This window comes from Paenibacillus sp. BJ-4 (genome assembly GCF_020404765.1).
Classification (GTDB): Bacteria; Bacillota; Bacilli; order Paenibacillales; family Paenibacillaceae; genus Paenibacillus.
This window is the reverse complement of record NZ_JAIVEM010000135.1, coordinates 85,432-108,814: the sequence shown is the minus strand read 5'-3', so window position 1 is coordinate 108,814 and position 23,383 is coordinate 85,432. Positions and strand designations below refer to the sequence as shown.

At 42.3% G+C, this 23,383-nt stretch carries 14 protein-coding genes and 4 pseudogenes; 6 read left to right on the top strand and 12 right to left on the bottom strand.

Translation table 11 applies throughout. The features are described from left to right. Positions 1-52: 52 nt before the first annotated feature. Complete coding sequence (locus LCF57_RS19435) at positions 53-2,671, top strand: helix-turn-helix transcriptional regulator (protein ID WP_226002176.1); 2,619 nt, start codon at positions 53-55, stop codon at positions 2,669-2,671. 1,445 nt (positions 2,672-4,116) lie between these two features. On the opposite strand, the gene ppsA is transcribed toward LCF57_RS19435, so the two are convergent. The 6 genes and pseudogenes from ppsA to LCF57_RS28275 all read right to left on the bottom strand — a co-directional run bounded on the left by ppsA (position 4,117) and on the right by LCF57_RS28275 (position 11,275). After that, positions 4,117-6,735: a phosphoenolpyruvate synthase gene (gene ppsA / locus LCF57_RS19430; RefSeq protein WP_226002175.1), complete on the bottom strand. Its 2,619-nt coding sequence runs from the start codon at positions 6,733-6,735 to the stop codon at positions 4,117-4,119. Positions 6,736-8,088: 1,353 nt separating this feature from the next. Further along, on the bottom strand, positions 8,089-9,192 hold the full coding sequence (locus tag LCF57_RS19425; protein WP_226002174.1) for a Gfo/Idh/MocA family protein: 1,104 nt from the start codon (positions 9,190-9,192) through the stop codon (positions 8,089-8,091). A gap of 139 nt (positions 9,193-9,331) precedes the next feature. Further along, positions 9,332-9,757: a MarR family winged helix-turn-helix transcriptional regulator gene (locus LCF57_RS19420; protein WP_226002173.1), complete on the bottom strand. Its 426-nt coding sequence runs from the start codon at positions 9,755-9,757 to the stop codon at positions 9,332-9,334. A gap of 171 nt (positions 9,758-9,928) precedes the next feature. Next, positions 9,929-10,602, bottom strand: a pseudogene (locus LCF57_RS27960) (nitroreductase family protein). Between the two features lie 128 nt (positions 10,603-10,730). Further along, positions 10,731-10,826, bottom strand: a complete 96-nt coding sequence (locus LCF57_RS19410) for an SDR family oxidoreductase (RefSeq protein WP_318840727.1) — start codon at positions 10,824-10,826, stop codon at positions 10,731-10,733. 215 nt (positions 10,827-11,041) lie between these two features. Beyond that, positions 11,042-11,275, bottom strand: a complete 234-nt coding sequence (locus LCF57_RS28275) for an LLM class flavin-dependent oxidoreductase (protein ID WP_226002172.1) — start codon at positions 11,273-11,275, stop codon at positions 11,042-11,044. Between the two features lie 209 nt (positions 11,276-11,484). On the opposite strand from LCF57_RS28275, the pseudogene LCF57_RS19400 reads away from it, so the two are divergent. Both LCF57_RS19400 and LCF57_RS28270 read left to right on the top strand, forming a co-directional pair. Further along, a pseudogene (locus LCF57_RS19400) lies at positions 11,485-11,852 on the top strand (winged helix-turn-helix transcriptional regulator). A 1,053-nt stretch (positions 11,853-12,905) separates the two neighbouring features. Continuing rightward, positions 12,906-13,019, top strand: coding sequence for an IS3 family transposase (locus tag LCF57_RS28270; protein ID WP_413232205.1), 114 nt, complete (start codon positions 12,906-12,908; stop codon positions 13,017-13,019). Positions 13,020-13,144: 125 nt separating this feature from the next. Here the strand turns inward: LCF57_RS28270 and LCF57_RS19395 are convergent, their stop codons facing one another. Then, positions 13,145-14,053: a LysR family transcriptional regulator gene (locus LCF57_RS19395; protein ID WP_413232204.1), complete on the bottom strand. Its 909-nt coding sequence runs from the start codon at positions 14,051-14,053 to the stop codon at positions 13,145-13,147. 72 nt (positions 14,054-14,125) lie between these two features. Between LCF57_RS19395 and dapA the strand changes: the two genes are divergently transcribed. Continuing rightward, positions 14,126-15,010, top strand: a complete 885-nt coding sequence (gene dapA, locus LCF57_RS19390; protein WP_318840723.1) for a 4-hydroxy-tetrahydrodipicolinate synthase — start codon at positions 14,126-14,128, stop codon at positions 15,008-15,010. Between the two features lie 321 nt (positions 15,011-15,331). Here dapA and LCF57_RS19385 read toward each other — a convergent pair whose 3' ends face one another. Both LCF57_RS19385 and LCF57_RS19380 read right to left on the bottom strand, forming a co-directional pair. Then, a complete protein-coding gene (locus LCF57_RS19385; protein WP_226002171.1) occupies positions 15,332-15,784 on the bottom strand; it encodes an SRPBCC family protein in 453 nt (150 codons plus the stop codon). 202 nt (positions 15,785-15,986) lie between these two features. Continuing rightward, a complete protein-coding gene (locus tag LCF57_RS19380) occupies positions 15,987-17,360 on the bottom strand; it encodes an MFS transporter (protein WP_226002170.1) in 1,374 nt (457 codons plus the stop codon). 279 nt (positions 17,361-17,639) lie between these two features. Between LCF57_RS19380 and LCF57_RS19375 the strand changes: the two are divergent. Further along, positions 17,640-18,496, top strand: a pseudogene (locus tag LCF57_RS19375) (arginase family protein). Positions 18,497-18,737: 241 nt separating this feature from the next. Here LCF57_RS19375 and LCF57_RS19370 read toward each other — a convergent pair. Both LCF57_RS19370 and LCF57_RS19365 read right to left on the bottom strand, forming a co-directional pair. Continuing rightward, positions 18,738-19,088, bottom strand: a pseudogene (locus LCF57_RS19370) (alpha-amylase); the annotation flags it as partial. A gap of 78 nt (positions 19,089-19,166) precedes the next feature. Next, positions 19,167-19,895, bottom strand: coding sequence for a carbohydrate binding domain-containing protein (locus LCF57_RS19365; RefSeq protein WP_226002169.1), 729 nt, complete (start codon positions 19,893-19,895; stop codon positions 19,167-19,169). 286 nt (positions 19,896-20,181) lie between these two features. On the opposite strand from LCF57_RS19365, the gene LCF57_RS19360 reads away from it, so the two are divergent. Further along, the gene (locus LCF57_RS19360; RefSeq protein ID WP_226002168.1) at positions 20,182-22,341 is read left to right on the top strand and encodes an amidase; all 2,160 of its coding nucleotides are present in this window, start codon (positions 20,182-20,184) and stop codon (positions 22,339-22,341) included. A gap of 170 nt (positions 22,342-22,511) precedes the next feature. Here LCF57_RS19360 and LCF57_RS19355 read toward each other — a convergent pair whose 3' ends face one another. After that, on the bottom strand, positions 22,512-23,306 hold the full coding sequence (locus LCF57_RS19355; RefSeq protein ID WP_226002167.1) for an SDR family NAD(P)-dependent oxidoreductase: 795 nt from the start codon (positions 23,304-23,306) through the stop codon (positions 22,512-22,514). Positions 23,307-23,383 lie beyond the last annotated feature (77 nt).

The window sequence follows — 23,383 nt, the reverse complement described above, 5'->3', positions numbered from 1 at the left end:
TTATAGTAGAATTAGATATTTTCACACGAACTAAGGCAGGTGAAAAGAAAAGATGGGTAGTTTTCAGCTGCTTTCCGCCAAATTGAAAGCACCCGCATTACGTAAGCAATATGTCCCGCGTCCTGAATTGTATCGGAAACTTGATAGACTCTCCGATCACAAGGTTTTGGTCGTGCAGGGCTCAGCAGGAAGTGGAAAAACCACACTTATGACATCCTACATGAGCGAGCGGCCAGATCTTGGATGGTATTGGATTACGCTTGACGAAGCGAATAACGATGCGCGTTCTTTTTGGTATTACGTTTTAGAAGCGTTAAAGGGACTGTTTGGACAAGAGCCAGAGCACTTGCGTACAATGTTTGACGCACTATCCCAAAAGCCTAATTTGGATCACCTGCTTGTGCTACTAGTCAATCGGTTGGAGGAATGCAGAGCAGTAGGAACGCTGGTATTAGATGATTTTCACTTTATTGATGACACGACCTTACTTCAAAGTCTGACATTTTTTCTTCGCTTCAGTCCCGAAACAATCCGCATTGTTCTGCTGACCAGAGAAACTCCAAAGTTATATTTGGGGGAACTTGCCATGTCGGGACAATACCTGGAGGTTAACGAACGCGAATTAGCATTTACCCACGAAGAAGCGAATTTATTTCTGACTCAAACGCTTGGTTTAACACTCGAACCTTCAACTGTTCACAAGTTGTATCAATGGGCTGAAGGGTGGGTGGGCGGCTTACAACTGTCTGCTCTTGCGGTTGTTCACCATACGCATACTTTGACGGAGCCAGTCGGAACCTTGAACAGATACATGGTTGATTATTTATCTAATGAGATTTTGCGGTCGGTATCGGAGTGGGAGCAACAGTTCATGCTTCAGACATCTGTGCTTGCATATTTCAATGAAAAGATATGTAATTGGATGCTCGGCATTAATGATGCGGCGGTGATTATCACAAGGTTGGTAGAAAAGCATTTGTTTGTGATCACCGTGGATGAGGAAGAAGGTTTATATCGTTATCATCAGGTATTTGGTGATTTTTTAAGGGCAAAGCTTCGCGAGCAAGGAGAAGATACAGTGCGATCGCTCCATCTTAGAGCAGCAGAAGTTTATGAACGAATGGGAAGTAGTGAAGAGAGCCTCCAGCATTATTTGTGGGCCGAGGCCTATGAAGAAGCTATACGTTTATTATTAGCAACAGGACATCACTTCCCCAATTGGTCGTACCTTCGGCAAATTCCGCTGGATATTTTATCTTCCAGTCGCCCACTTATGTTTCAGCGGTTATTTTATCACTTTTGTAACTTAGAAATTGAAGATATGAGGCAAATCATAAATTTAACACCACAGCAAGAGGAAGATGGATTAGGGAGCTTGTTTCAGTTGTGTCGTTTTATGCTAGGAGATGAAGTTTTTGATCTACCTGTTGGAATGGAATGGCTCGAAAACTGGGAATCTTTTGAAATGGATGCAGTTACGCGTGCCATTATTTTGGTAACTGGTGGAACGATGTTGTCGCTCAAAGATCAATTTGCGACAGCCATGAATTGGCTCAATCAAGCAAAACGGTTGGAAAAATTGTCGCCAAATCCTTTTTTGCGCTTTTCTATCTTGAGCAGCCAAGCCCAAGTGCTAGAAACGTTAGGTGAATTTTCGGCATGTCTGTCACTGTATGAAATCATGTTTGATCTTTGTGAGAATTATCCTATGCTACATCCAATGAAAGTTATCAACTGGATCGGGCTTACTGGCATCCAATTAAAGATGATGAAACTTGAATTGGCTGAAGAGTCAATTGCTACGGCTAAACAATTATTTTTCGACGATGACAGTCAATTAAAAAGTGCATATTTATATAACGAAATGGAACTTCGAGTACTTCACGGCGATAACACACGCGCGATTGAATTACTGGAGGAACTTAAGAAATTTCCCCTTTATCAAAGTCCTACCTATTTTACGTCTATTTTAAAATACATGCTCAGGTATGGATTGAGTAACATTGAAATGGAAAATGAACTATTGAAAAGAGTTGAAGAACCACACTCCAAAGCTTTTATACGCTTGGAAGATCGTTTGGCGTGTGCTCGTATTCGCGTAGCAAGAGGAGAAAATGAGCTTGCCTATCAGCACCTTGACGTATTACTGCCTCATGCAAGAAAACATGGAATTCGAACCATTCTGGTAGAAGGGTTATTATTGAAGATGACTCTAATAGCTTCTGTATCAAGCGTGCCGGGAAAAGAATTGTTTCACGTACTCCGAGAAGCTGTACATTACGGATATGAAAACGAGTACCTGTCTCCTTTTTGTTTGGAGATGGAGAGACTTCGCCCTTATTTTGGTCTATTTTTGAAAGATCCGGAGCAGGAATTAAATTCCAAAGAAAAATGCTTTGCACAGCTTATACAGGCACTCTTGGAACAATCAAAAATGCAAATATCTTTGCCCGTATCACCTAAGGAGCGTGAAAAAGCCATTCTCAGTGAGCGTGAGCTTGAGGTACTTCAAGTGTTAGCCACGGGACGTAGTAACAAAGAGATAGGAGTTATGCTGTGCATTTCATTAGCTACAGTTAAATCTCACGTCATCAATATTTACGCGAAACTCCAGGTATCTAACCGAGTAGAGGCTGTAGAACGGGGGAGAGAGCTTGGATTACTTTATTAAATAGAGTATTGGACTCTATTCACTTCTTAAAATACTTGTAGGACCTAATTTATGAATCAATCACTGATTATTTTTTTGCTTGTTCTTTGTTCTCAGTGAATCGGTGAGGTACCAGTTTAAGCAAAAGATACGGTACCATATTTCGGTAAGTTTGAGACGTGTACTGGTTTCCTTAGTTGCAATGAATAATCGGTCCAGTCACGTCTTTATTACTGATATTTCATATATATTAAGACAAAACTCAAGGCTTTTCATTTATTAATTGATAAATCTATAAACGATTAACTGAAAGCTTTCTGTGTTAAAATTGCCTTTTAGTTATTTACAAAGCCGAGTCTCACGATATAAATCCATATATACTATGCAATGTTATAGTTAATATAGAATTTAATACCGTCATCAAAGATTTCTCCTTGTAGAATTTTTCATTGCGATTAGCAATTTGTTTCTTGATTTCAATTGAAATTCAGCCATCGTTCAGAAGCTTACTTTGCAATCGTGAACAAAATAGGGTATTATTTCATTCCCTATTTGTCCTGTTAGACGATAATACATAGGATGAATTGGCTGCTACATAAGTGGATACACATTCCCTCAGGATTGGACCAATATATGATGTCGGAAAACTAAGCGAGGATCACATGAAGAAGAATACAGAGGGATATCAGGATGAGAACGACGTATAGATCGAAAAGGGGAAGGAACAGAGCCACAATCCGGAATATACAATCACGGATAAAGTCTTAGAAATTGCAAGACAGGGCAGTCTAAAATATAGACACTCACTTGATAAACTTTCGGATTAGTCTACATATTTTTAAAGGCTGCTGTTATGAGAATAGTTTTTTCCTTCAACTGCAGTTTCTTTGTGTCTCAAATATGTTTTCAAAAGGAGATCAGGTCTGTTGCTCATTAGACGATACCTCAACCATAAGCAGAATAGGGTTGGTAAATGCACTATTGGTTTAAATCCTTATACCGTCCGCAAAGTATCAGGGTTCATACTTTATATATAATTGATAAAATCATCTAATTTCTAAGAAAATCAATCTTACGACCAATGAATAGCATATAGTAAATCGTTTTTAATACTTATTCACAAAACTCGTATTTTGACTAAATGTTTTTAATCATTAAAGCCTCCTCGGCATACATTTTCATTTGGTGTTATCACTATATAACCCCTTTTTTCATTTTAAATGATTTACCCTTATTCCAAAAGGCTGCCGAGTCAATTGGCAGCCTTGCATGAGATTTGTTTGGTCATTAAGACACATTTGAGTGTTTTGCCCGTGTGTAGCTCCCTTATGTTTCTGCTAACCCATAATGTCCAAAAACTGACGGAAAAAAATGTCCAAGTACTGACCGATATAGTGACCATAGAAACCATCCGAGGAAAGGAAAAGACATCACTAATACTCATAATTCAACTGCTGATTTATCCATTACAATAATTCGATATACCCTTCTGTTCCATGCACGCGAATTCGTTGCCCATCTTTTATCAGTTTGATCGCATTCTCCACTCCCACAACGGCTGGCAAGCCATATTCACGTGCGATAACGGCTCCATGGGTCATCAGTCCGCCCACCTCCGTAACCAAGCCTTTTATGGATAAAAACAATGGAGTCCAGCTGGGGTCGGTAAAGGCGGTGACTAGTATATCGCCATCTTCCAGATCAGCCTCTTCCATATTCAGGATCACACGTGCCCGCCCCTCTACAACGCCCGAAGAAACAGCGAGGCCTACAATAGCTTCGGCGGGGATATTTTCCCGTTTGTATTGACCCGTAATGATTTCGCCGTCAGACGTGATAATACGTGGCGGAGTTAGTTTTTCATATAATCTGTACTCATCTTTTCGTTTGTCGATGACCTGGTAATCTAGTTTATTTGTGCGTATGGCTTCCTGCAATTCTTCAAAAGCGAGATAGTAAATATCTTCTTTTTCATGAAGAACGTTGGCTTGTACGAGTCGTTCCGCTTCCTTTAGTAAAGCCTGCTTATAAATGAAGTAGCGACTAACAATGTCGTATTTCGGATATTCGCGATAACCGATGAAATTCCGGATCAGGTCGATCATTTGTTTTGTCTCTTCGGCTTTTTGTTCACCACCCGGTAATTGTTTCAATTGGTCTAATAAGTCCTGTTCTTTTTTCAAAGCTTCCTGTCGCCCTTGCTCAAATTTTCGTTTGCTGGCGCCAGGCTCAAGGTTTTTGATGTTACTGAGGATCATAGGTACCAGTATACTTGGTTTTTCACTCCAGCGTGTTCTTGTAATATCGATCTCCCCGGCACATCGCATTCCATATTTGTCGAGATAAGCAGCAATAGCATCACGCACCTGCTGCCCGCCTTCGAATTGAAGCAGTTCATCCAAAAAGTTATCATCCTTTACCTGTTGTAGATACTCAATTATTTCCGGATAGGGACGAATCACATCTGCAACATCCAGTAGCTCCATACCCATTTCAGAAGTAACGTTGTTAGGTACAGATAGGGAAAGTGTGTCTGCTACGTTTTTTTCACCTAACCAGTCATTCATTTTTTCATTGATCCATGCTGAAGCGTGGATAGCGGCCATAATCACACTCAAATTTTTCAGATCTGATGCACGCTGCCTCCGTTGCTGCATATCTTCCAGGATACAATCAAATACATCCAATCCTGATTTCGTTTGGATGTTATGTTCTAACGCTGATAACGATGACTCACTACTCTTAATCAAATCAGCAACAATTGCCGGATCGTTTCCTGCTTCTGCCAGAATATCCGCAGACGACATACCCTTATGGCTTTTAACGGGCCCCGGTTCGCTTTTGTCATTTGGGTCCGATTTTATAAAATCTCCCCGCTCTATGATGGTAATAAGCGCGTCTTTTATGAGCGGATCGGAGTGCCCTAAAACATCCAATAAATTTTGCCTGCCAGCCGGTGAAGCCAGGCCCATCGTGATATCCACAAACAGCCTTCCACCACCAGTTTTAAACATGGGTCGGGCACCTGTTAACAACCAAACAGATATCCCCAGTGGTTTAATAGGATCAGTCATCATTTGCTGATGGCCGACAGATACATACACGTGATTCTCCTGGTCATTTGCTTCAGGAATGGGATATAAAGTGGTGATCGGTCGGCTCTGGAGAATATAAAATGTATCATCAGCCAAACACCATTCGATGTCTTGGGGGCAGCCGAAATGTTCTTCGATCTTTCTTCCAATGCGTTCCAGTTGTAAAATTTGTTGATCCGTAAGGGTTTGCGTCTTTTGCTGATCAGGATTGAGCTGCTTGGTTTCTGTTCCGCCTTCTTTTCGTCCATAAATAGCCATTTTTTTGGTTTCTATCCTCTTGCTGACGATTACCCCATCCTGTACTTGATAACAATCGGCAGATACCAAGCCGGAGACCAGCGCTTCTCCAAGTCCGAAACTGGCATCGATAGAGAGCAGCTTTCGGTTGCAAGTGATGGGATCAGCGGTAAATAAAATCCCTGAAGCCTGTGGGAACACCATCCTTTGAACGATAACGGATAAATAAACTTGGCTGTGATCAAATCCATTCTGCATTCGGTAAATTACCGCGCGTTCCGTAAATAAAGAAGCCCAACATTTGCGGATATGCTCCAAGATGGATTCTTTGCCGATAATATTTAAATAGGTGTCTTGTTGACCAGCAAAAGAAGCATGTGGCAAATCCTCAGCAGTCGCACTAGAACGCACGGCATAAGCATATTCATCGCCAAACTTGGAGAGATAGTGAGCAACTGCTTTCACAACATCGGAAGGAATGGCTACTTCCATAATGGCCTGTCGAATCTTCTTGCTGATTTCATCAATTTGTTCTCGATCTTCTACTTTAAGCGTAGTTAGCCGATCCAACAAAGCATGAACCATTTCGTTTTGTTCGATGGCTTTTTGATATCCCACCGTTGTAACACAAAACCCTTCTGGCACTTGTATTCCTTGCATTTTGGATAATGCCCCTAAGTGCAGTCCTTTTCCACCAGCAAGCAAAAGCTGAGGGTTATCCATTTCTTGAAAATCGAGAACCAGTGAATTCATTCAATATCTCCCCTAACCATTAAATTGAGAAAAAAACGAACAATCATGATCATGCCTAGTCACCGCCGACGTAAGTCGCCGCGTACTTCTTTTCAAAACCGCTTGAGGATGTACGCAGCCTGATCGCACATTCCACCAACCACCGGCTCCAGCTCATCAATTCTTGCTTGCCGTTTGTTCCTAACCTGTTTCAGCCGCTCCTGTTCCAGACGCCAACCTTTCGCTTCTATTTCTCCTTGAACGCGCTCCTTTTTTTCGTTTTTTTTGGGGGTATAAAAAGAGCATTGACAAATCAAAGTCCTAGATGTAAAATAAAGATAGGAATAATAATGTGTGCGGTCTTTTGTATGATTTGTCAATGACGTTATCGATTATATCATAGCGTTTATTCGTGTTCAATTGTTTTTTAGCAAGAGATGACCCTTGAATTTATCAAGGTCATCTCTTTTTGTGTTCAGTTGAACCATCATGTTAGTTTAGCCAGTCATTCTTGATAATCTATCGTCCCGCTATCTCTTGGATCTTTTATTGTTTTGTTAGCGATGATGCTTCCTTCTAGGGAATGCTCGAGCAACTCGGATATGAAGCAAAATTAAAGTGTCAACACTTCGGCCCGGATGCCCGGTATTCGCCAATTTGAAATTCCGATGGCCTAGCTCATGGATAGCCTGGCCGCGTTCGTTCAACTTCTGTACAGCCTGGTTATCTTCGGAGAGATCTTCACGACCTTCGTAGCCAAAGCTATGGGCTCACACTGCAGCTTAAGGGACGGACGAAGCTCTCCTCCGGTTTACTTTCCCTCATACTGCTTGGTCTCTGTTTTCTGATCGCGCAGTTTGGCTTCAGTCTGCTTCTGTCCTTTCTTTACCCCCTGTTCGGGGTGATCAGCATCTGCTGGATCATCGCCCTGATCATTCCGGTAGAGACAGAGCATTAAGAGAAGACAAAGATAAATTGTCTCAAGGATAATTCAGTTCAGTAATCTTAGAATTCTCATGTTTTTGTGCTATTAAAAAGTAAAATGACATCTATTAAATAAATTCTCATGGCGACAAGCTGGTACGGGAGAGCTTGGGCCGCTGCGAGATTCTGTTTCCTCTGAAGCTGGACGGCTTGATATGGTGAAGGCCAGTTTCGGGGAGTATGTGGGAGCTTGCAGAGCACGTCGTTCATCTAATGGACATGAACTGAGTGTACAATAAAGAAGCCGCAGCTATCGTGCCTGTTAGCTGCGGCTTCTTGGTTTGACAAACAATCTTTGTGATCTAGTAATTCGCTGTTCAGATACTCTACTTCATTCATTTAGTAGGGGTACGCCTTGTCTAGATGGATATGCAGAATGGTTGGCTCAGTTCATAAATACTGACGTTCACCGGTTTGTGCTGCTTTTTCCACTGCATCCAGTAACTGATGAAGTTTGACCGCATCCGTAAAACTTGGTGTTAAGGATGTTCCTTCTTGGATATCTTGGGCAAACTTACGGTAAGCCTGAGCCATATTCAGAACAAAACCTGAATCATTTTTAAGGGAATCCGGTACCCAGTAATAGGAATCGGGAACTGTTAATTCATGAAGCTCTTTGTCATTAGCTCCTGCACCCCGTAATTGATGTGATCCGAATTGAATGGATGCAGGCGCATTCAGAACGATCGTCCCCTTGTCTCCAAAAATTTCAAGCGTAAATCCTGTCTGCTGTTTGACTCCCCCTTGGATATGAATGCTGGCTACTACCCCATTAGTCAATTTCCCTGTAATCAGTATTTGATCATCCGTCGTCTTTTCAATGACTTTTTGGATATCTACCAATTCAACTTCAGGGAATTGTTGCGCCGTGACAGCCGAAAGTTCAGTAAATTCTCCAAGCATGTAGGTAAAAGCATCCAGATTATGTCCGCCTACAATCGTGAGCAAGTTCCCTCCGATCTTCCGATCAAACAAGTACGCAGTGGACTTGTCACCCACGCCACCCATTCCATCAATAAAGATTTTTAGATTGGCGGACAATACTTTTCCAAAATAACCTTCTGCCAATAAATCTTTCACATAATTAATTGCTGGTGCTTGTCTGGCCTGTAATCCAATTGCATTTGGCAGTTGGCCGGAAGCTGCCCATTCCTGCATTTCGAGCGCTTCAGCAGTATTTGATCCCAGTGGCCATTCGCAATATATCGGTTTTCCAGCAGGAGCAATGGCTTTAACGGCATTATAATGATCCTTAACGTTAATGCTGACGACTACCATGTCCACATCGGGATGTTGAGCCAAATCCTCCATGTTATCAAACCCGTGATTTGCATGGAAAGCTTCAGCGCTTTTCTTCGCACTATCCATATTGCTTGTTCCTACTGCCGTAAGCTCAAACTCATTCAGGTGCTCAATGGCTGGAATATGTGTGCCCCTTGCCCAACCGTTATTAATCGACCCGCCTATAATACCTGTACGTAATTTTTTATACATGAAAAACAGCTCCTTATTTTGAATTTTGTAAATACTCTTTAAATCTTGAAGTGAAAATAAAATAACTTACTCTTCATCACGGTGGTGTTAACACTGATAAATAATTAGCATACTAAATACAATACAAAAAATGGAGTGCTCATAATATATTACTCTCCATTTTTTGCATTAGTTGTCTTAATATAAGCCGATCTTCCGTAGAAATGGAATGTAGCAATTTATCCTGCTGCTCTCTCCATTTGATATCAACCGGTTTCTCTAATTCTTTGCCTTTGTCTGTTAGAAAAATTCGCATAACCCTCGCGTCTTGTTCATCACGTTTACGGTATATAAATCCGTTCTGTTCCAGTGATTTAACCATATTCGTTACTGTAGGTGGTTCGCATTTTAAATGTTCACATAGTTGCATTTGTGTTACCCCATCGCCTAACCACAAACGATACAGTAAATTATCTTGGCCTACATAAAGGTTAAGTTCTCTTAGAGATTCGCTGTAATTTCGACGCATTTGGGAGGAAATTCGATCTAACGACTGACGAATATCACAATCCACTTGATCTGTCATGAATTCATCATCCCTTATCCCTCGAATGTTATTTAGCGGGCTGACTATATCATGACGAAATTGATGTGTCAAATTATTTTAGAAACCTAATCAAACTTAATTTGGAATTCCTCCGGATTGAAAAAGTTTGGAAACAAGTTAATCTTTTTCACTTAGTAGTTCTTCCCTGCTTCATTTTATTGCATATCCCTGCTTGTTTAAATAGTCCATCATTTGTGGCTGAATACTTCTTTGGAGATGATCATGGATATGGTCACTCCATCCTTTAACTTTTTTCACTGTGAAAGGAGCCCTCACAGGTCGATTTTCATAATACTTCAGCATGGTCTTATCATAAGTTGCTAATTTCAGCTTATCTAGTGTTTGATACTGGTTTTCGTGTAAAACCATGGACTTAGGCAACCTAGGCTTGAGTTCAGGTTTATCTCCAGATGGACTACCAATACATAGTCCCACCAATAAATACGCCACCAAGTCCCATAGATTCTGCTGCCGTTAAAGCACTTTGTGCCATAAGCCCGGCATCGAATGAACCGATTAAAAGAAATTCTTATATATTCAAGGTCAACTTCAGGGGCGATTTGATGATTCCGGTGGAAGTCTGAACAAAAAATCCAGAACTCTGCCGCTTCTTCAATATAAGGTTGATTAACCGAAAGTTGCATCACTTTTCTTCGAAGATCTGGAACTGTAATTCTAATGATAGAAACAGCCTGCAAAAGACTAAATGATGATGTTTGATTAGCTGCCTTAAAGATTGCTTCTCGTTGTTCTTCAGTCAATAGTTGATTGGTATAAGAACGAATGGACGCATGATTATGAAGCAATTCAAGGGCATTATTCAAGTGAATCCTCTCCTCCAAATGTTATTATCATAATAAATAGTGTTAGCGAAAAAATAGCAATGGGGCCTTGGGTTGAAGTTGGCCTCATATACTCATATACTCATATACTACATCAATACAATATTACGTTACTTCACAGACAAACCTCCATCAATTACAGGATCAGCACCTGTTATATAAGAGGCATCATCACTCGCCAGAAACAAAGCAAGATTAGTAACTATAAGTGCAGTTGTGTAATTCGGTTTTTCATCAATAATTTCTCCTATTGTCTATCTGTTTTATTGTTTATTACTTCTTATGCATATTTTCAGGGTAAGGTAGCCCTGAATTTCCCCGAAGTGTGTCATCCTCATATTCCTTTCGGAATATGGCCTTTCTCTTACAATATGATAACTTTCAACGGGCTTGTGATTAGGCAACATGACGCCACCAGAACTTATCGAATGCTTTTTGTGTGAGCTGCTGCATGCATGCTGAGCATGTCTGGTGAAGTACTCATCAAGGTTGTTGTGTTATGGTGTTCAGTGAACCAGTACCTGGTGTAACCCAATCGTTCTGCCAATTGCACCATTTCTGTTATGTTTTGAAGACTTTTTGTAGCATCACTTCCTTTATAAACATGAACGAAGTCCCATATCGAAAGTTTCAGTCTCGAATTTCCTGTGTTCACTAATCAAAAACTCCTTTCTATGTTATAATATTATTTAGCCTGCTAAATATAGAACCAAAGAGAACGTATGCATTGCATTTAGGTAAACTAACTTGTAATGGATTGCTTTGTTGAAACAATCATAAAGTCATTATGTTCAGTTGCAAAGAGGGCAATTTAAATGAATATAGTACATTTTTTTGTACTTATAAGGACTGGAGCGAGATAGAATGAAGGTTTGTAAAGATGGATTCCAAAGAGAATTTATAGACGAAAAGAGAGACATGTACGCAATAGCTTTTACTCAAAATGTTTTATCAGGACGTTGGAAGTATTTCATTCTTTGGTACTTAAAGGGAACCAAACGGCGTTATTCCGACATTAAAGCTTTCCTAGGAGACCTATCACAAGGCTCCCTCAGTAAGCAGCTTAGAGAATTAGAGAACGATGGTGTCATTAAACGTGAAGTGTATCCAGTCGTTCCACCAAAAGTAGAATATTCACTTACAGAAAAGGGAAATAAATGATTCCTATTTTAGACATGATGGAGGTTTTTGGTAAAGAGTTTGGTGAGAAGGAGAGAAATACCAACCTTTAGTAGGAGCTTATCCATCAGAAATTTACTAATAAAGTTTCGCTATTAATTTAACTTTCGCACCTCATGTGTTGATGATCTACTAGTATTAATCTAATCAGCTGAGTAATCATGTTATTGTTTAGCTGAAGTCTCACTCCTGATCCAATCTTCGATTTTTTGATTTAACTATTCCTTTTTACTTCAGGTTCTCTTCGGACAGGTTAAGTGGCCGATTTTCCCCATCGGCGTCACCCGACAGTTCTGTATCCGAACTCCTTATTGTTATTAGATAGCCATTCAATCGGCAAACGGTAGAGGTTCTTTTCTGCGACTCGGGATAAGAACTTGTAGCATTAAAACAAAGATGCCGCCTCCCTCAAAGCCGCTATATAGAGCTTTAATAGGATCAGTGTTCTTGTCCTTTACGGCAATAGGTACAAGTACTTGTCCTCGGCTCGGGACAAGTACTTGTACCGTTAAAACAATCGATCATATATTCTTGCAATTTTGTTAATACAATCTTGTCGTTCATTTATTGGGATCTCTTCCACATCAGGATGAGGGATTTGGTTGTATGGAAAAATCAAAACCGAGAAAGGTACAGCTTTTTCATTTAAAACGCTGGCTGGTTAGCTAAACAGGGCCTGCTCAAGCTACTCTATAGATCCCGTTATCTTAATAACTGCACCTTCCACGACTATATGTAGGTGTTGTTCTGCCATAACGTGAGTAATTAATTCAACAACAAAAAAACGGTCAAGCCTAAAATAGGACTGGTATTATCCCCTTTGAGTAGACAAGTGCAAAAAAGCGCACTACATTCTACTTGGAGGGGATTTTTCATGGGTGAGATTCGTAAGACGTATTCCATCGAATTTAAGCAAAAGAGTTGGGAATTACCCACGATTCGGTGCAACGATAGGTGAAGTACTTTCAAGAGGAAGGGATATCCGGGCTCGAAGAGGAACGGGGAAATGCTACCGGCCTCATGAAAGGCCGACCCTGAACCCGGGAACAGAGTGGTGAAGCAGAACTTTATCGATTACGGGCGGAGAACGAATACCTAAAAAAGCTGTGGGTATTACAAAGGGGGCGAACAGAAGACGGCAAGCCGTAGAGGAGTATTTCTATTTTTACAATTACCAGCGTTTTCAAGCCAAACTCAAACAGCGCGCGCCAGCCGCATAATAATGAACTTCGGTTCATCTTTGCATTCTAAGTTCTCGTCCTCATCGGCACGTTAAACTGTGAGCGCTTCTGGTATCCACTAGGAAGCGCTCGTACTGTAATTAATTTTGATTTGGACGAAAAATCTATATTCTCAGACTCTCCATAAAAAAGCTCAATGCGTTGGACACCCACTTCTTGGGATGAAAAACAAGCTGAATTTCCAGCTTGAGCTCGGCATGCTCAAAGGGTAACACCTTCAACTCTTCACGTTCAATCTCCTCCAGCGCGGCCATTAGCGGTAGAATGGATATACCCTCTCCAGTCTTGATGCTCCGCTTGATCGCTTCCGGATTACCCAGCTCCAGGCCCACGCGATAGGCGATTCCATTTGCGCGAAGCACTCTCTCCAGCAGCTGCCTGTAGTTGCACGTATGCTCGGGCATGATCCACTCCGCATCCACCAGATCGCCCAGCCTGATTCGCTTTTTAGCAATAAGCGGATGGTTCGGATGGACAATCAGCACAAGCGGTTCTTCGCGAATCGTAATCCACTGCAAAGCCGGATCGCTTGAATCGTCAGCGAGAATCAGCCCGACATCGGCCTCCCCTTCCCTGACCTGGTGCAAAATCATCTCTTCGCGATCCGTATACAATCGTATGTTCAGATCAGGGTATTCTTTGCGGGTCGCCTGCATATACGGCGGCAGAAAATACGAAGCGATGGAATCCATGGTACCGATCGTCATGGAGCCTCCGCCCTGCTTGGCCAATTTTTCTTTGGATTGCTCGAAAAGCTCCAGCATTTGTCCGGCAAGCTTGAACAGCTCTTCCCCGGCGGAGGTAAGACGAATCTTGTTGTTGCTGTAGCGATCGAACAATTTGACTTGATACGCTTTCTCCAGCTTCTGAATCTGGGTCGTGACGCTGGATTGTGCGTAACCGAGCACTTCCGCTGCTCTCGTAAAGCTTTCACGAATGGCAACTTCCCGAAATGTTTGGAGATAGATGAAATCCAAACTGGTCACCCCATCGAAAATATTGATTAGAATCATCGTTTATTATAGATAACTCTGATACTATCTCCTATGTTACATTAGATTTAATTCAACGGGAAGGGATAACTGATGATGATGAACGAACAACATATTCATGGGATTTTTATACCGCTGATTACACCTTTTACGCGTGACTATAAGCTGGACATCGATTCGTACCGGAAGTATGTTACCTATTTTGCAGGCCATGACATCCAGGGTCTGGTCGTTAACGGTACGACGGGAGAGTCGCCGACCGTATCCTGGGATGAAGTGAAGCAGATGGTACAGGTGACGCAGGATGTTCTAAAGAGCATGAACAAAACCATTCCAATCGTCATTGGCACGGGAACGAACGATACCTATTCAACGGTGCATCGGACGGAAATGGCGGCTGAATTAGGAGCGGATGCAGCCATGGTGGTCACTCCGTATTACAACCGGCCGACGCAGGAAGGAATTCTAGAGCATTTCCGTGCCGTATCTCGTGTAGGCCTGCCTGTGCTTGTATACGAGATTCCGGTTCGCACTGGCAGTCGCATGACATTAGATACAATACGCAAAGTACTGGACCTGGATGGCGTAATTGGGCTCAAGGACAGCACGGGCGGTCTTGATCTGCTCTTGAAATTGGCCCAGTACGAGACCAAGCCTGTCCTCTGCGGAGAGGATGCCTATTTCCATGCCATGCTATGCCAGGGGGCTGCCGGCGGTATGCTTGCATCCGCTCATATCAACATCCAGAAGTATGTGGAGATATACCAACGTTTTGTGACTGGCGACATGAACGGGTCGCGAGACAGTTTCATGCTACTAAAGCCGATGATCCAGCATGTATTTGCGGAGCCAGCCCCAGCCGCGATCAAGTGGTGGCTTGCCCAGCAAGAGATCATTGCCGCCGAGCAATTGCGTCTGCCACTTATGCCGCTGTCCGATCAGGTGAAGCAGGGTCTCCTGAATTCGGTCGTATCCTGATAAATCAACTTGTCTCATACTTCCCAATCATCACGTAGAAAAAGGGGCTGTCTCAAAAGCAGCTTTTTCATTAAATAAGGACAGTCTCCTAAATAAAAAATCGAAAACCGAACCGGGCAAGGAGGTCATCCTTGTCTGGTTCGGTTGTTTTTTTCGTCCACTTTGTGCTTTTTCAGCAGATTGTGGGCAAGGGAAACAGTGTTGCCCTCATCTTCCATTTATACTGGAAGTACGGTAGACTAACCTGGATTTTGCGGTTACCGGCAGCTTTGATACAAAGATGCTTTATAGATTGTTATCGAAGAGTAGGCAGGCTTTTCATTAGCTATTTGTCATCATCCTATTGTCGAGCTGCTCAAGTACAAACGGCCATGCCTGTTCATGCTGGTTTCTCGAATTCTCATCTGGAAGACCTGCGTGGGTTAATCGAAGTAACGTGCCATTTCCGCTAAGTTTAAGCTCAACGGTAAGCACCGTTTCATATCCCTTGGTGCCTCCTTCCCCGGTAACCCAGGTTAGTTCGATAAGGCGATCTTGTTCTAGTCTCAGAAATCGTCCGTAGTGCGGATGGCGTTTCCCCTCAAAATGTGTTTCGAAAAAGAAGGCCGTATTCACTCGGGCCTCCATGATTACAGACCCTGGGGCTGCAAACCAATGGTCAAACTGCTTGGTCCACGCTTGATACAGAACATTGGGTGACGCTTCCATTTTTCGTTCCACTGTTAGATTAGACGGTCTTTGTGAAATATCCGGCAAAGAAATAGGTAGTGTCACTTCATCTTCAATCCCTTCAGTTCAACAGCATTATGATCATCTCCTTATTATTATACCCATAAGTATCCGTTGATTTTGGAGTCATCATCTGTCCAATAAATACAAAAACGACTAGAGACCCCACAATAGGGACTCAAGTCGTTTTTGTATAACTATTCGGAATATCATTTTTGGTTTTGGAACAGTAGTGATAAAACGATAATTACTTATCCAAGGAAGCCTTTCCTTCCTTGAATGCGATCAGGAAAATAGCTCCGCCTATTATTACTGCAGCTAGAAGCAGTAGCGTCAAATTGCTGTACAGATACGCTGCAACGTCAGTAACTATCGGGAGAATAGGAAAGTTGAGCCTAAGCTGTGTAAGCAGTCCGCCTACAATTGCGATACCGAGCCCTTCTGCCAAAAAGCAGGAAAAATTCAAAAACCCCATACCTGAGCCTGATTCGTCAGCGCTTAGAGAGCCTGCCACAATGGTTGAGATGACCGTTTTGACAAAGGATAATCCACCAAAAATCAAAACCAAGGCTCCCGAGATGATCCAGGGGTTATTATCTGCGAAAAGTGAAACGATCAAAAGCCCCGCACCGAGCAACAATAGTCCGGTAACCATGACAAAACGAGCTCCCCGCCTGTCGACCAAAGAACCACCAATGATCCCGAAAAAAATCACGCTAATCGTTCCAGGAAACAGAACACTGCCGCCAATGAGGCTTGTCGACATCTGATGTACTTCTCTCATCATGTAAGGGATCATGGACATAAATCCTGCAACGGTTCCCAGAAGTATTCCCCCAACAAATACGCCGACGATAAATCTTTTCCTCTTGAATAAAGCCGGTTCCACGAAAGGTTCCTTAGCTCTTCGAATTCTCAGCACAAATGCTATGAACAGAATGAAGCTGATGGTCAAATACCACCACTCGTAATGCGTCGTAAATAAAGTAAACGAAACAATTCCAAGAACAAAGAGCAGGCATCCCGGAACATCAAGCCCATCTTTTTTCACATGTTCGTCGGGCAGCGTCCGTAAGAAAAACGGCAGTGTTACTAGCGTCATCATCGGCAGGAAAAACAGATAGGACCAATGTACATAGTCCGCGATCCATCCTCCAAGTATCGGACCAAAACCTTCTCCCAAAGCAACGGTCGATCCGATCATTCCAAAAGCCTTTCCTTGATGCTGCTTTTCGATACTTCTGGTAACGATGACCATAATCAGCCCGGGAACGGCAGAAGCACCCGCTCCTTGAATAAATCGCGCGGCAAGTAAAGCCGGAAACCAGAAGTGAAACAGCAAGCCGATTAGTGATCCCCCACCGTATATCAGCACACTGATGAAAAACAGTTTTTTTATGCCATAGATGTCCGATATTTTTCCGTAAACGGCCGTTCCTACTGCAAAAGAAAGAATGAAGCTGGTATTGACGTAATTTGCGGCGGATGGCTCAATTCCAAATTGAGCGGCAATGTCGGGCAACGACACGTTGAACACTGTCTCATTCAATACGCTGAAAAATGCAAGCACGCACAGCCAAATCAAGGATTTAGGGATGCGTTCCTCAACTGGTTTTTCCATCATGCAAACCCCTTAAAAATGCCAGGGGAACACGCAGTTTATAGGGCCAGTGATGCGATGTCCCCTTTATTTTGTGCCCTTCTTTTCACTATGTACTTCATTCTAACGCCTCCAGAAAGTAAAAATCAGTTTAATCCAAAATACCTAACCATATTACCATAAAATAATAAAAATTTTACACTATCCTTTCGGGTAGTACCTTTCAAAAAAGTGCGTACTACGTTTTTATTTGCGTTCAGTTTATACTGACCTTACTTTTGAAGTAAAGGAGAGAAAAACATGACTAAAAAAACAATACGCCTGTTAATGCCACAATGGCAAAGGGGAAACAATCCTAACTATTCTTTTGGAGCCGAACTGCTTGCTTGGCTAGCTCCGGACAATGATCAACCCCTTATTCATGTTCCAGTTCAAGCTTATGATGAAACTCCGCTTGAAAACGAGAACGGTATGAATGGGCGAAAACAGCTACTTGAACAATTAGAGGCTGCCCAGCATATCATTAATGCTCATAAGCCAGATCGCATTGTCATGTTTGGTGGTGACTGCTTGGTCGAACAAGCCCCATTTGCCTATTTAAACGAACGATACGGCGGGGAATTAGGTTTAATTTGGATCGATGCTCACAGTGATTTAGTCAGATATGTGGGCTATGATAACGGACATACATTACCGCTCGGGAATCTTTTGGGAGAAGGGGATGAGGAGTTCGCAAAACATGTGAAAATCCCTCTAAAACCTGAAAATGTCTTTATGCGGGTTTAGCAGCTCCTACAGAACAAGACACAGAAATGATTCAAAGACTAGGTATTAAAACTGCAGGAACCAAAGAGTTAACGAACAGTACTGCATCTATAAAAGAGTGGATTAAAGAAAGTGGCATTAAGCACCTGGCTATTCACCTTGATTTAGATGTGCTTGATCCCAAGGCATTTCGTTCATTATTATTCGCCAACCCTGAAGCACCTTATAATTATTCTCCTGCCGGAACAATGCAAATGCCTCAACTACTTAATCTGATTAAAGAACTATCTGAAGAAACAGATGTAGTTGGATTAGGTATAACGGAACATATGCCATGGGATTCTATTAACTTGAAGAATCTGCTTGGAGAAATACCTATTCTAAACAAATAAGTAGTAAACGGAAATTATAATAGAACAATGATCTGCTAAATCATAAAAATCACTCACGCACTTTTATGTTTGCGAGGGTGTATTTTTATGTGACAGCAAGTGCAAACTGACTACTCCTTAATCACAAATTCAAAAAAACACACTCATAAAAATATGAATGTGTTTTTGAATGATGGTTCAACAGCGACTCGTAAGATAATGTCGCCCCTTCACTCTTCTTATCTTTTTTCTACTGTAGAAATTAAGGCTTCAAGAAAGGCCCGTCTTCACCGATCTTACCAGGAGCAGGATTCCCGGAGAGATCAAGTACATATACCCTTAAGTTACCTTTACCCGAAACTGTCACATTCAGCGTCCCATTCTTGACCTCTTTGACATCTCCAGTAATAGCATCTTTATAGGTTCCGTTAGGAATATTCCGAAAAACAGCTGAATCACTAACAGTAATTAAAGCAAAACTGTTGATTCCTTTCGATGTATCCGTATAACGGCGCTTGTACGCCATTTGTCCGCTTACATTCTCCGTAGAATACTGACCTTTTTGAAGGGCGGGAATACTTCTTCGAATTAGATTCAAACGCTGAATGTGCTTTAATACTGCTTTTCGATTTGTTGGCAGGTTCTGCTTTATCGTATGCCTTAACTGTATACGTATAAGTCGTTTCCGCTTCTAATAGTGATTCTTGGAAGTTAGCATGAGGCGTCGTATAGACCTTTTCGCCTTTTGTCCCTCCTGTACGAGTGATCTCATACCCGCCGATTCCACTTCCTCCCCATTATCAACAGAAGGATCCCATTGTAATTGAATTCGTAGTCCATCTGCTTTGACTGTCAATCCTTGAGGTATAGAAGGTGCTTCTAAATCAAAAACTGGAGGGCTACACGGATTCTCAGCTCCTGTTGTGACGACGCCGTCTCTGATGGTACTTAAACCAGCGGATAAGTGATAATCAGCGCCTTTATTATTATCCCAGACAGAGCCGTTGTTAAATGCAGCTTTCATTGATGTTTTGGATCCAAGATCAATAGTTTTTTTGGACCAATCCAAGCAAGCGTTCTCATTCATGCTGATACCAGGCGGGGATGTCCAGGATGAACCATCGGGAGCATAATGGATATTTACATCGCTCCAGCCACGGCTTTTCTTAAAATAATAAACGATCGCTTGATTGCCTGGTTGGACCCCCAAATTAAGGTTTTCAGACAGATTTGCATATGTCGCATCAGTGATATTTTGCTTGATAAAAGAAACATTGCGATAGAGATCGTAACCAGATGCCCCGCTGCCGTCGGCACTATCTTCGGATGCATGCCGTGAAAGTTTTACCGATGTGCTTGGCTCCTCACCAGCATTGATCGGTGAAACAACACTTACTGATCCAAGCATCCCTGTGATCATGAGAAAAAATAAGTGTTTCCAGAACCTTCGTCTATAACTCCTCATTCCCTACGTCCCTTCTATATATAATCTTTTGGCCTAACATCCCCAATACATGATTCCCCCTTCTCTTTTCTCATACGAATGATTTTTAAAACATTTTCATGGATAATTTTATGTTATTGCATAAGGATTTAGAGTAGAAAATATTGACGCGCAGGGAGGATAATAGTGTATATTATGTAAAAGATATTCTTCTCTTTTCGTTCAAATTCCTGATCCTACCCATCTAAGGAGTGAAAATGCTATGTGCGCACGAACGGTAAAAGCGAATACAAGGAATGTAATCGGTAGTTACTGCAAATGGATCGCAGCAGGTATGATTTTAACTTTCACGGGATGCTCGCTTGCATCCGCAGCTCCTTCGCCCTCATCCTCAAGTGAAACTAATAGTGAACCCGCCTCCTCCCTAGTTACATTTCAATTGCAAGAGGCTACGATTGCTCAGATGCAGGACGCGATGAAGTCAGGGGCACTGTCGAGTGTCGAGCTCACCGCCATGTACCTTAACCGGGTATATGCCTATGATTCTAGTGGCATTCGGCTCAATTCCATCCCTGTTCTGAACCCTGATGTACTAAAAGAAGCCGCTCAGGCTGATCAACTAAGGGCGCAGGGCATCAAGACCGGGCCTCTGCAAGGCATCCCCTACACGGTTAAAGACAGCTACAAGGTTAAGGGACTCACTGTTGCTTCTGGATCTCCGGCTTTCAAAAACCTGATGGCAAAGGACGATGCCTTTACAGTAGAAAAGATACGCAAATCCGGCGGAGTTCTGATTGGTAAAACCAACATGCCGCCAATGGCAGCGGGGGGAATGCAAAGAGGGGTTTATGGCCGTGCTGAAAGTCCGTACAATCCAGATTATTTGGCTGCAGCCTGGTACTCTGGCTCTTCTAACGGATCTGGCGTCTCAACAGCCGCCAACCTCGCTGCCTTCGGTATGGGGGAAGAAACGGTATCTTCTGGAAGATCACCAGCATCAAACAATGGTTTAATTGCCTACACGCCATCGCGGGGTCTAATCTCCATTCGGGGGAATTGGCCACTCTTCCCAATACGGGATGTCGTTGTCCCACATACGAGAACTGTCGAGGACATGCTCCGCTTGCTTGACGTGATCGTTGTAGAGGATAAGATCACCAAAGGCGATTTCTGGCGAGAACAGAAAGCCGTTCGGCTGCCTTCTGTCAACAGTGTCCGTCCAAAATCTTATTTAGAACTGCGAGACACCCAAGCTTTGAAAGGCAAACGCATTGGCGTTCCAAAAATCTATATCGGTAAGGACCATGAAACCACAACCCCGATCAAATTCAGACCTTCGATACAGGCATTATGGGAAAAAGCTGTAAAGGATTTAACTGCTCTGGGAGCTGAGGTTGTGGAAGTTGACTTCCCCCTGCAGGCGAACAGCGAGAAGGACCGGCCAACAGCGAAAACACCTGAGGAGCGTGGACTGATGCCAGCAAAGTGGGCTGAAAAGGAATTTGGGCTGCTTAATCCTTATGCGGCTGAGGAATTCCTCAAAAGTGTGGGCGATCCAAACTTCCCGTCATGGGCTAATATCGACCCTGCAACCGTCTTCCCGAATCCGCCTGGTTCGGTAGATGCCAAACGTGGCAGAGACCTTGGCCATTATGACGTATTCATTGATACCATAAAGAAAGGCGTCACCCCATACGAACAAATTCCACAGTTTCATGAAGGGCTGCGGGGGCTTGAGAATGTACGGAAGATTGATTTTGAAGATTGGATGAAGCAAAACAATCTTGATTTTATTGTATTCCCGGCAAATTCCAATATCGGCAAAGCCGACTCCGATGTGAATGAAACGTCCTATGAGGAAGCTTGGGAAAATGGCAACTATTTCTCCAATACGAATTTCATTCTACGCGAGTACGGGATCCCAAGTGTGTCCGTGAGCATGGGCGCTATGAAGGATACCGGTATGCCCGTTAATCTAACGATGGCGGGTGCCGCATACACCGATAATGACCTGTTGCGTTATGCTTATTCCTATGAGCAGGCGACAAAAAACCGTCCTATTGCAACGCGTACGCCAGCGCTTGAGGATGAAACCTTTTCCTATAACCCGAAAACTACGCTCCCACCCTCTAAACGCAAGGAAACAGACGTGCCTGTGCTCAAATTGAATGCCTTAATCAAGGACGATGTCCTCTCTTTGGAAGGTTCAGTCACAGATCAAAGCGCTATCGCACAGCTTAAAGTTTATGTCAATGGCATTCGTGTCGTTATTACAGAAGATAAAGCCAATTGGTCAGCAACACTTCCAACTGCTAAATACAAACAGGCTGGCGCCTCCCAAGCCGATACCATTCTCGTGCTGGCCAAGGATATTTATGGAAATACCTCTGCTCAAGTCAAATCTGTCACTTTACACCAATGACGAAGGACATTATCAACCGCCCCATCTCAATAAAAGAGGGAACTTGACTTATGTCAGGTTCCCTCTTCTCGTTGATACAGTGAGCGAGCTTGCATTGATCTAATATGAACTGCGACAGGGGAAACAGAATTTCTTAAACCTATGTACAATATTTGAAAATAGAAAAAATGTTAAAAAATAGTCGGCACCATTCCCCCATCCATGCGGATTGGAGCACCTTTAAATGCGGATGCAAAAGGACTACATACAAATGTAGCTAGTCTACCTATTTCAATAGGCTTGATAAATCGCTGTATTTCAGATTGAGGTAGGTTTGTAGTCATAAATTCTTTCTCTTTTTCTGAAAAAGTCATATCTTCATTTGGGTACATATCCTCAATTATTTGATACACATTTTCAGAGAGCGTTGGTCCGGGCATGATTGTATTGACTGTAACTTCTCTTCCCTTTGTTAATTTAGATAAGCTTTTTGACAATGATAATAACATTGATTTTGTCATACAATACTGAGGCATTTGTCCTGAAGGCATGATTGCTTCTTCACTCGCAATAAAGATAATGCGGCCATAATCATTTTTCAACATTTTAGGTAAATAAAATTTAGATAATTCATTTGCGGCAAGAACATTCGTACGGAAGTATTTTTCCCATACTTCATCGTCTACATCCTCATATTGCATAATTTCATAAATACCCATATTGTTAACTAAAATATCAATATTGGGATATTTTTTAAATAGAGCTTCTCTTTGCCCTATATCCACAATATCGGCTATAGCATTTTGAGGAGAGGTGGCTGGGAAATCTGACTTAATTTCATTTACAATTTGTTGTACCTCTTCATAATTTCGTCCATTAATTAGTACATTAACACCTTCCTTGGCAAGTTCTATGGCAATTGCTTTACCTATACCTTTCGTTGATCCTGTAACTAAAGCTGTTTTATTGTTTAACCCCATATCCATAATACATTTCTCCTTTCCATTCGTTTGTCATTCACGGCAAGCTGATTAGTAGTCATTTTTAAAACAGTCTTGTGCTC

Coding starts and splice junctions, on each gene's coding strand:
- LCF57_RS19435 (WP_226002176.1), top strand. CDS start 53: ATGGGTAGTTTTCAGCTGCTTTCCGCCAAATTGAAAGCACCCGCATTA.
- ppsA (WP_226002175.1), bottom strand. CDS start 6,735: ATGAATTCACTGGTTCTCGATTTTCAAGAAATGGATAACCCTCAGCTT.
- LCF57_RS19425 (WP_226002174.1), bottom strand. CDS start 9,192: ATGTATAAAAAATTACGTACAGGTATTATAGGCGGGTCGATTAATAAC.
- LCF57_RS19420 (WP_226002173.1), bottom strand. CDS start 9,757: ATGACAGATCAAGTGGATTGTGATATTCGTCAGTCGTTAGATCGAATT.
- LCF57_RS19395 (WP_413232204.1), bottom strand. CDS start 14,053: ATGATTCTAATCAATATTTTCGATGGGGTGACCAGTTTGGATTTCATC.
- dapA (WP_318840723.1), top strand. CDS start 14,126: ATGATGATGAACGAACAACATATTCATGGGATTTTTATACCGCTGATT.
- LCF57_RS19380 (WP_226002170.1), bottom strand. CDS start 17,360: ATGGAAAAACCAGTTGAGGAACGCATCCCTAAATCCTTGATTTGGCTG.
- LCF57_RS19365 (WP_226002169.1), bottom strand. CDS start 19,895: ATGATCACAGGGATGCTTGGATCAGTAAGTGTTGTTTCACCGATCAAT.
- LCF57_RS19360 (WP_226002168.1), top strand. CDS start 20,182: ATGTGCGCACGAACGGTAAAAGCGAATACAAGGAATGTAATCGGTAGT.
- LCF57_RS19355 (WP_226002167.1), bottom strand. CDS start 23,306: ATGGATATGGGGTTAAACAATAAAACAGCTTTAGTTACAGGATCAACG.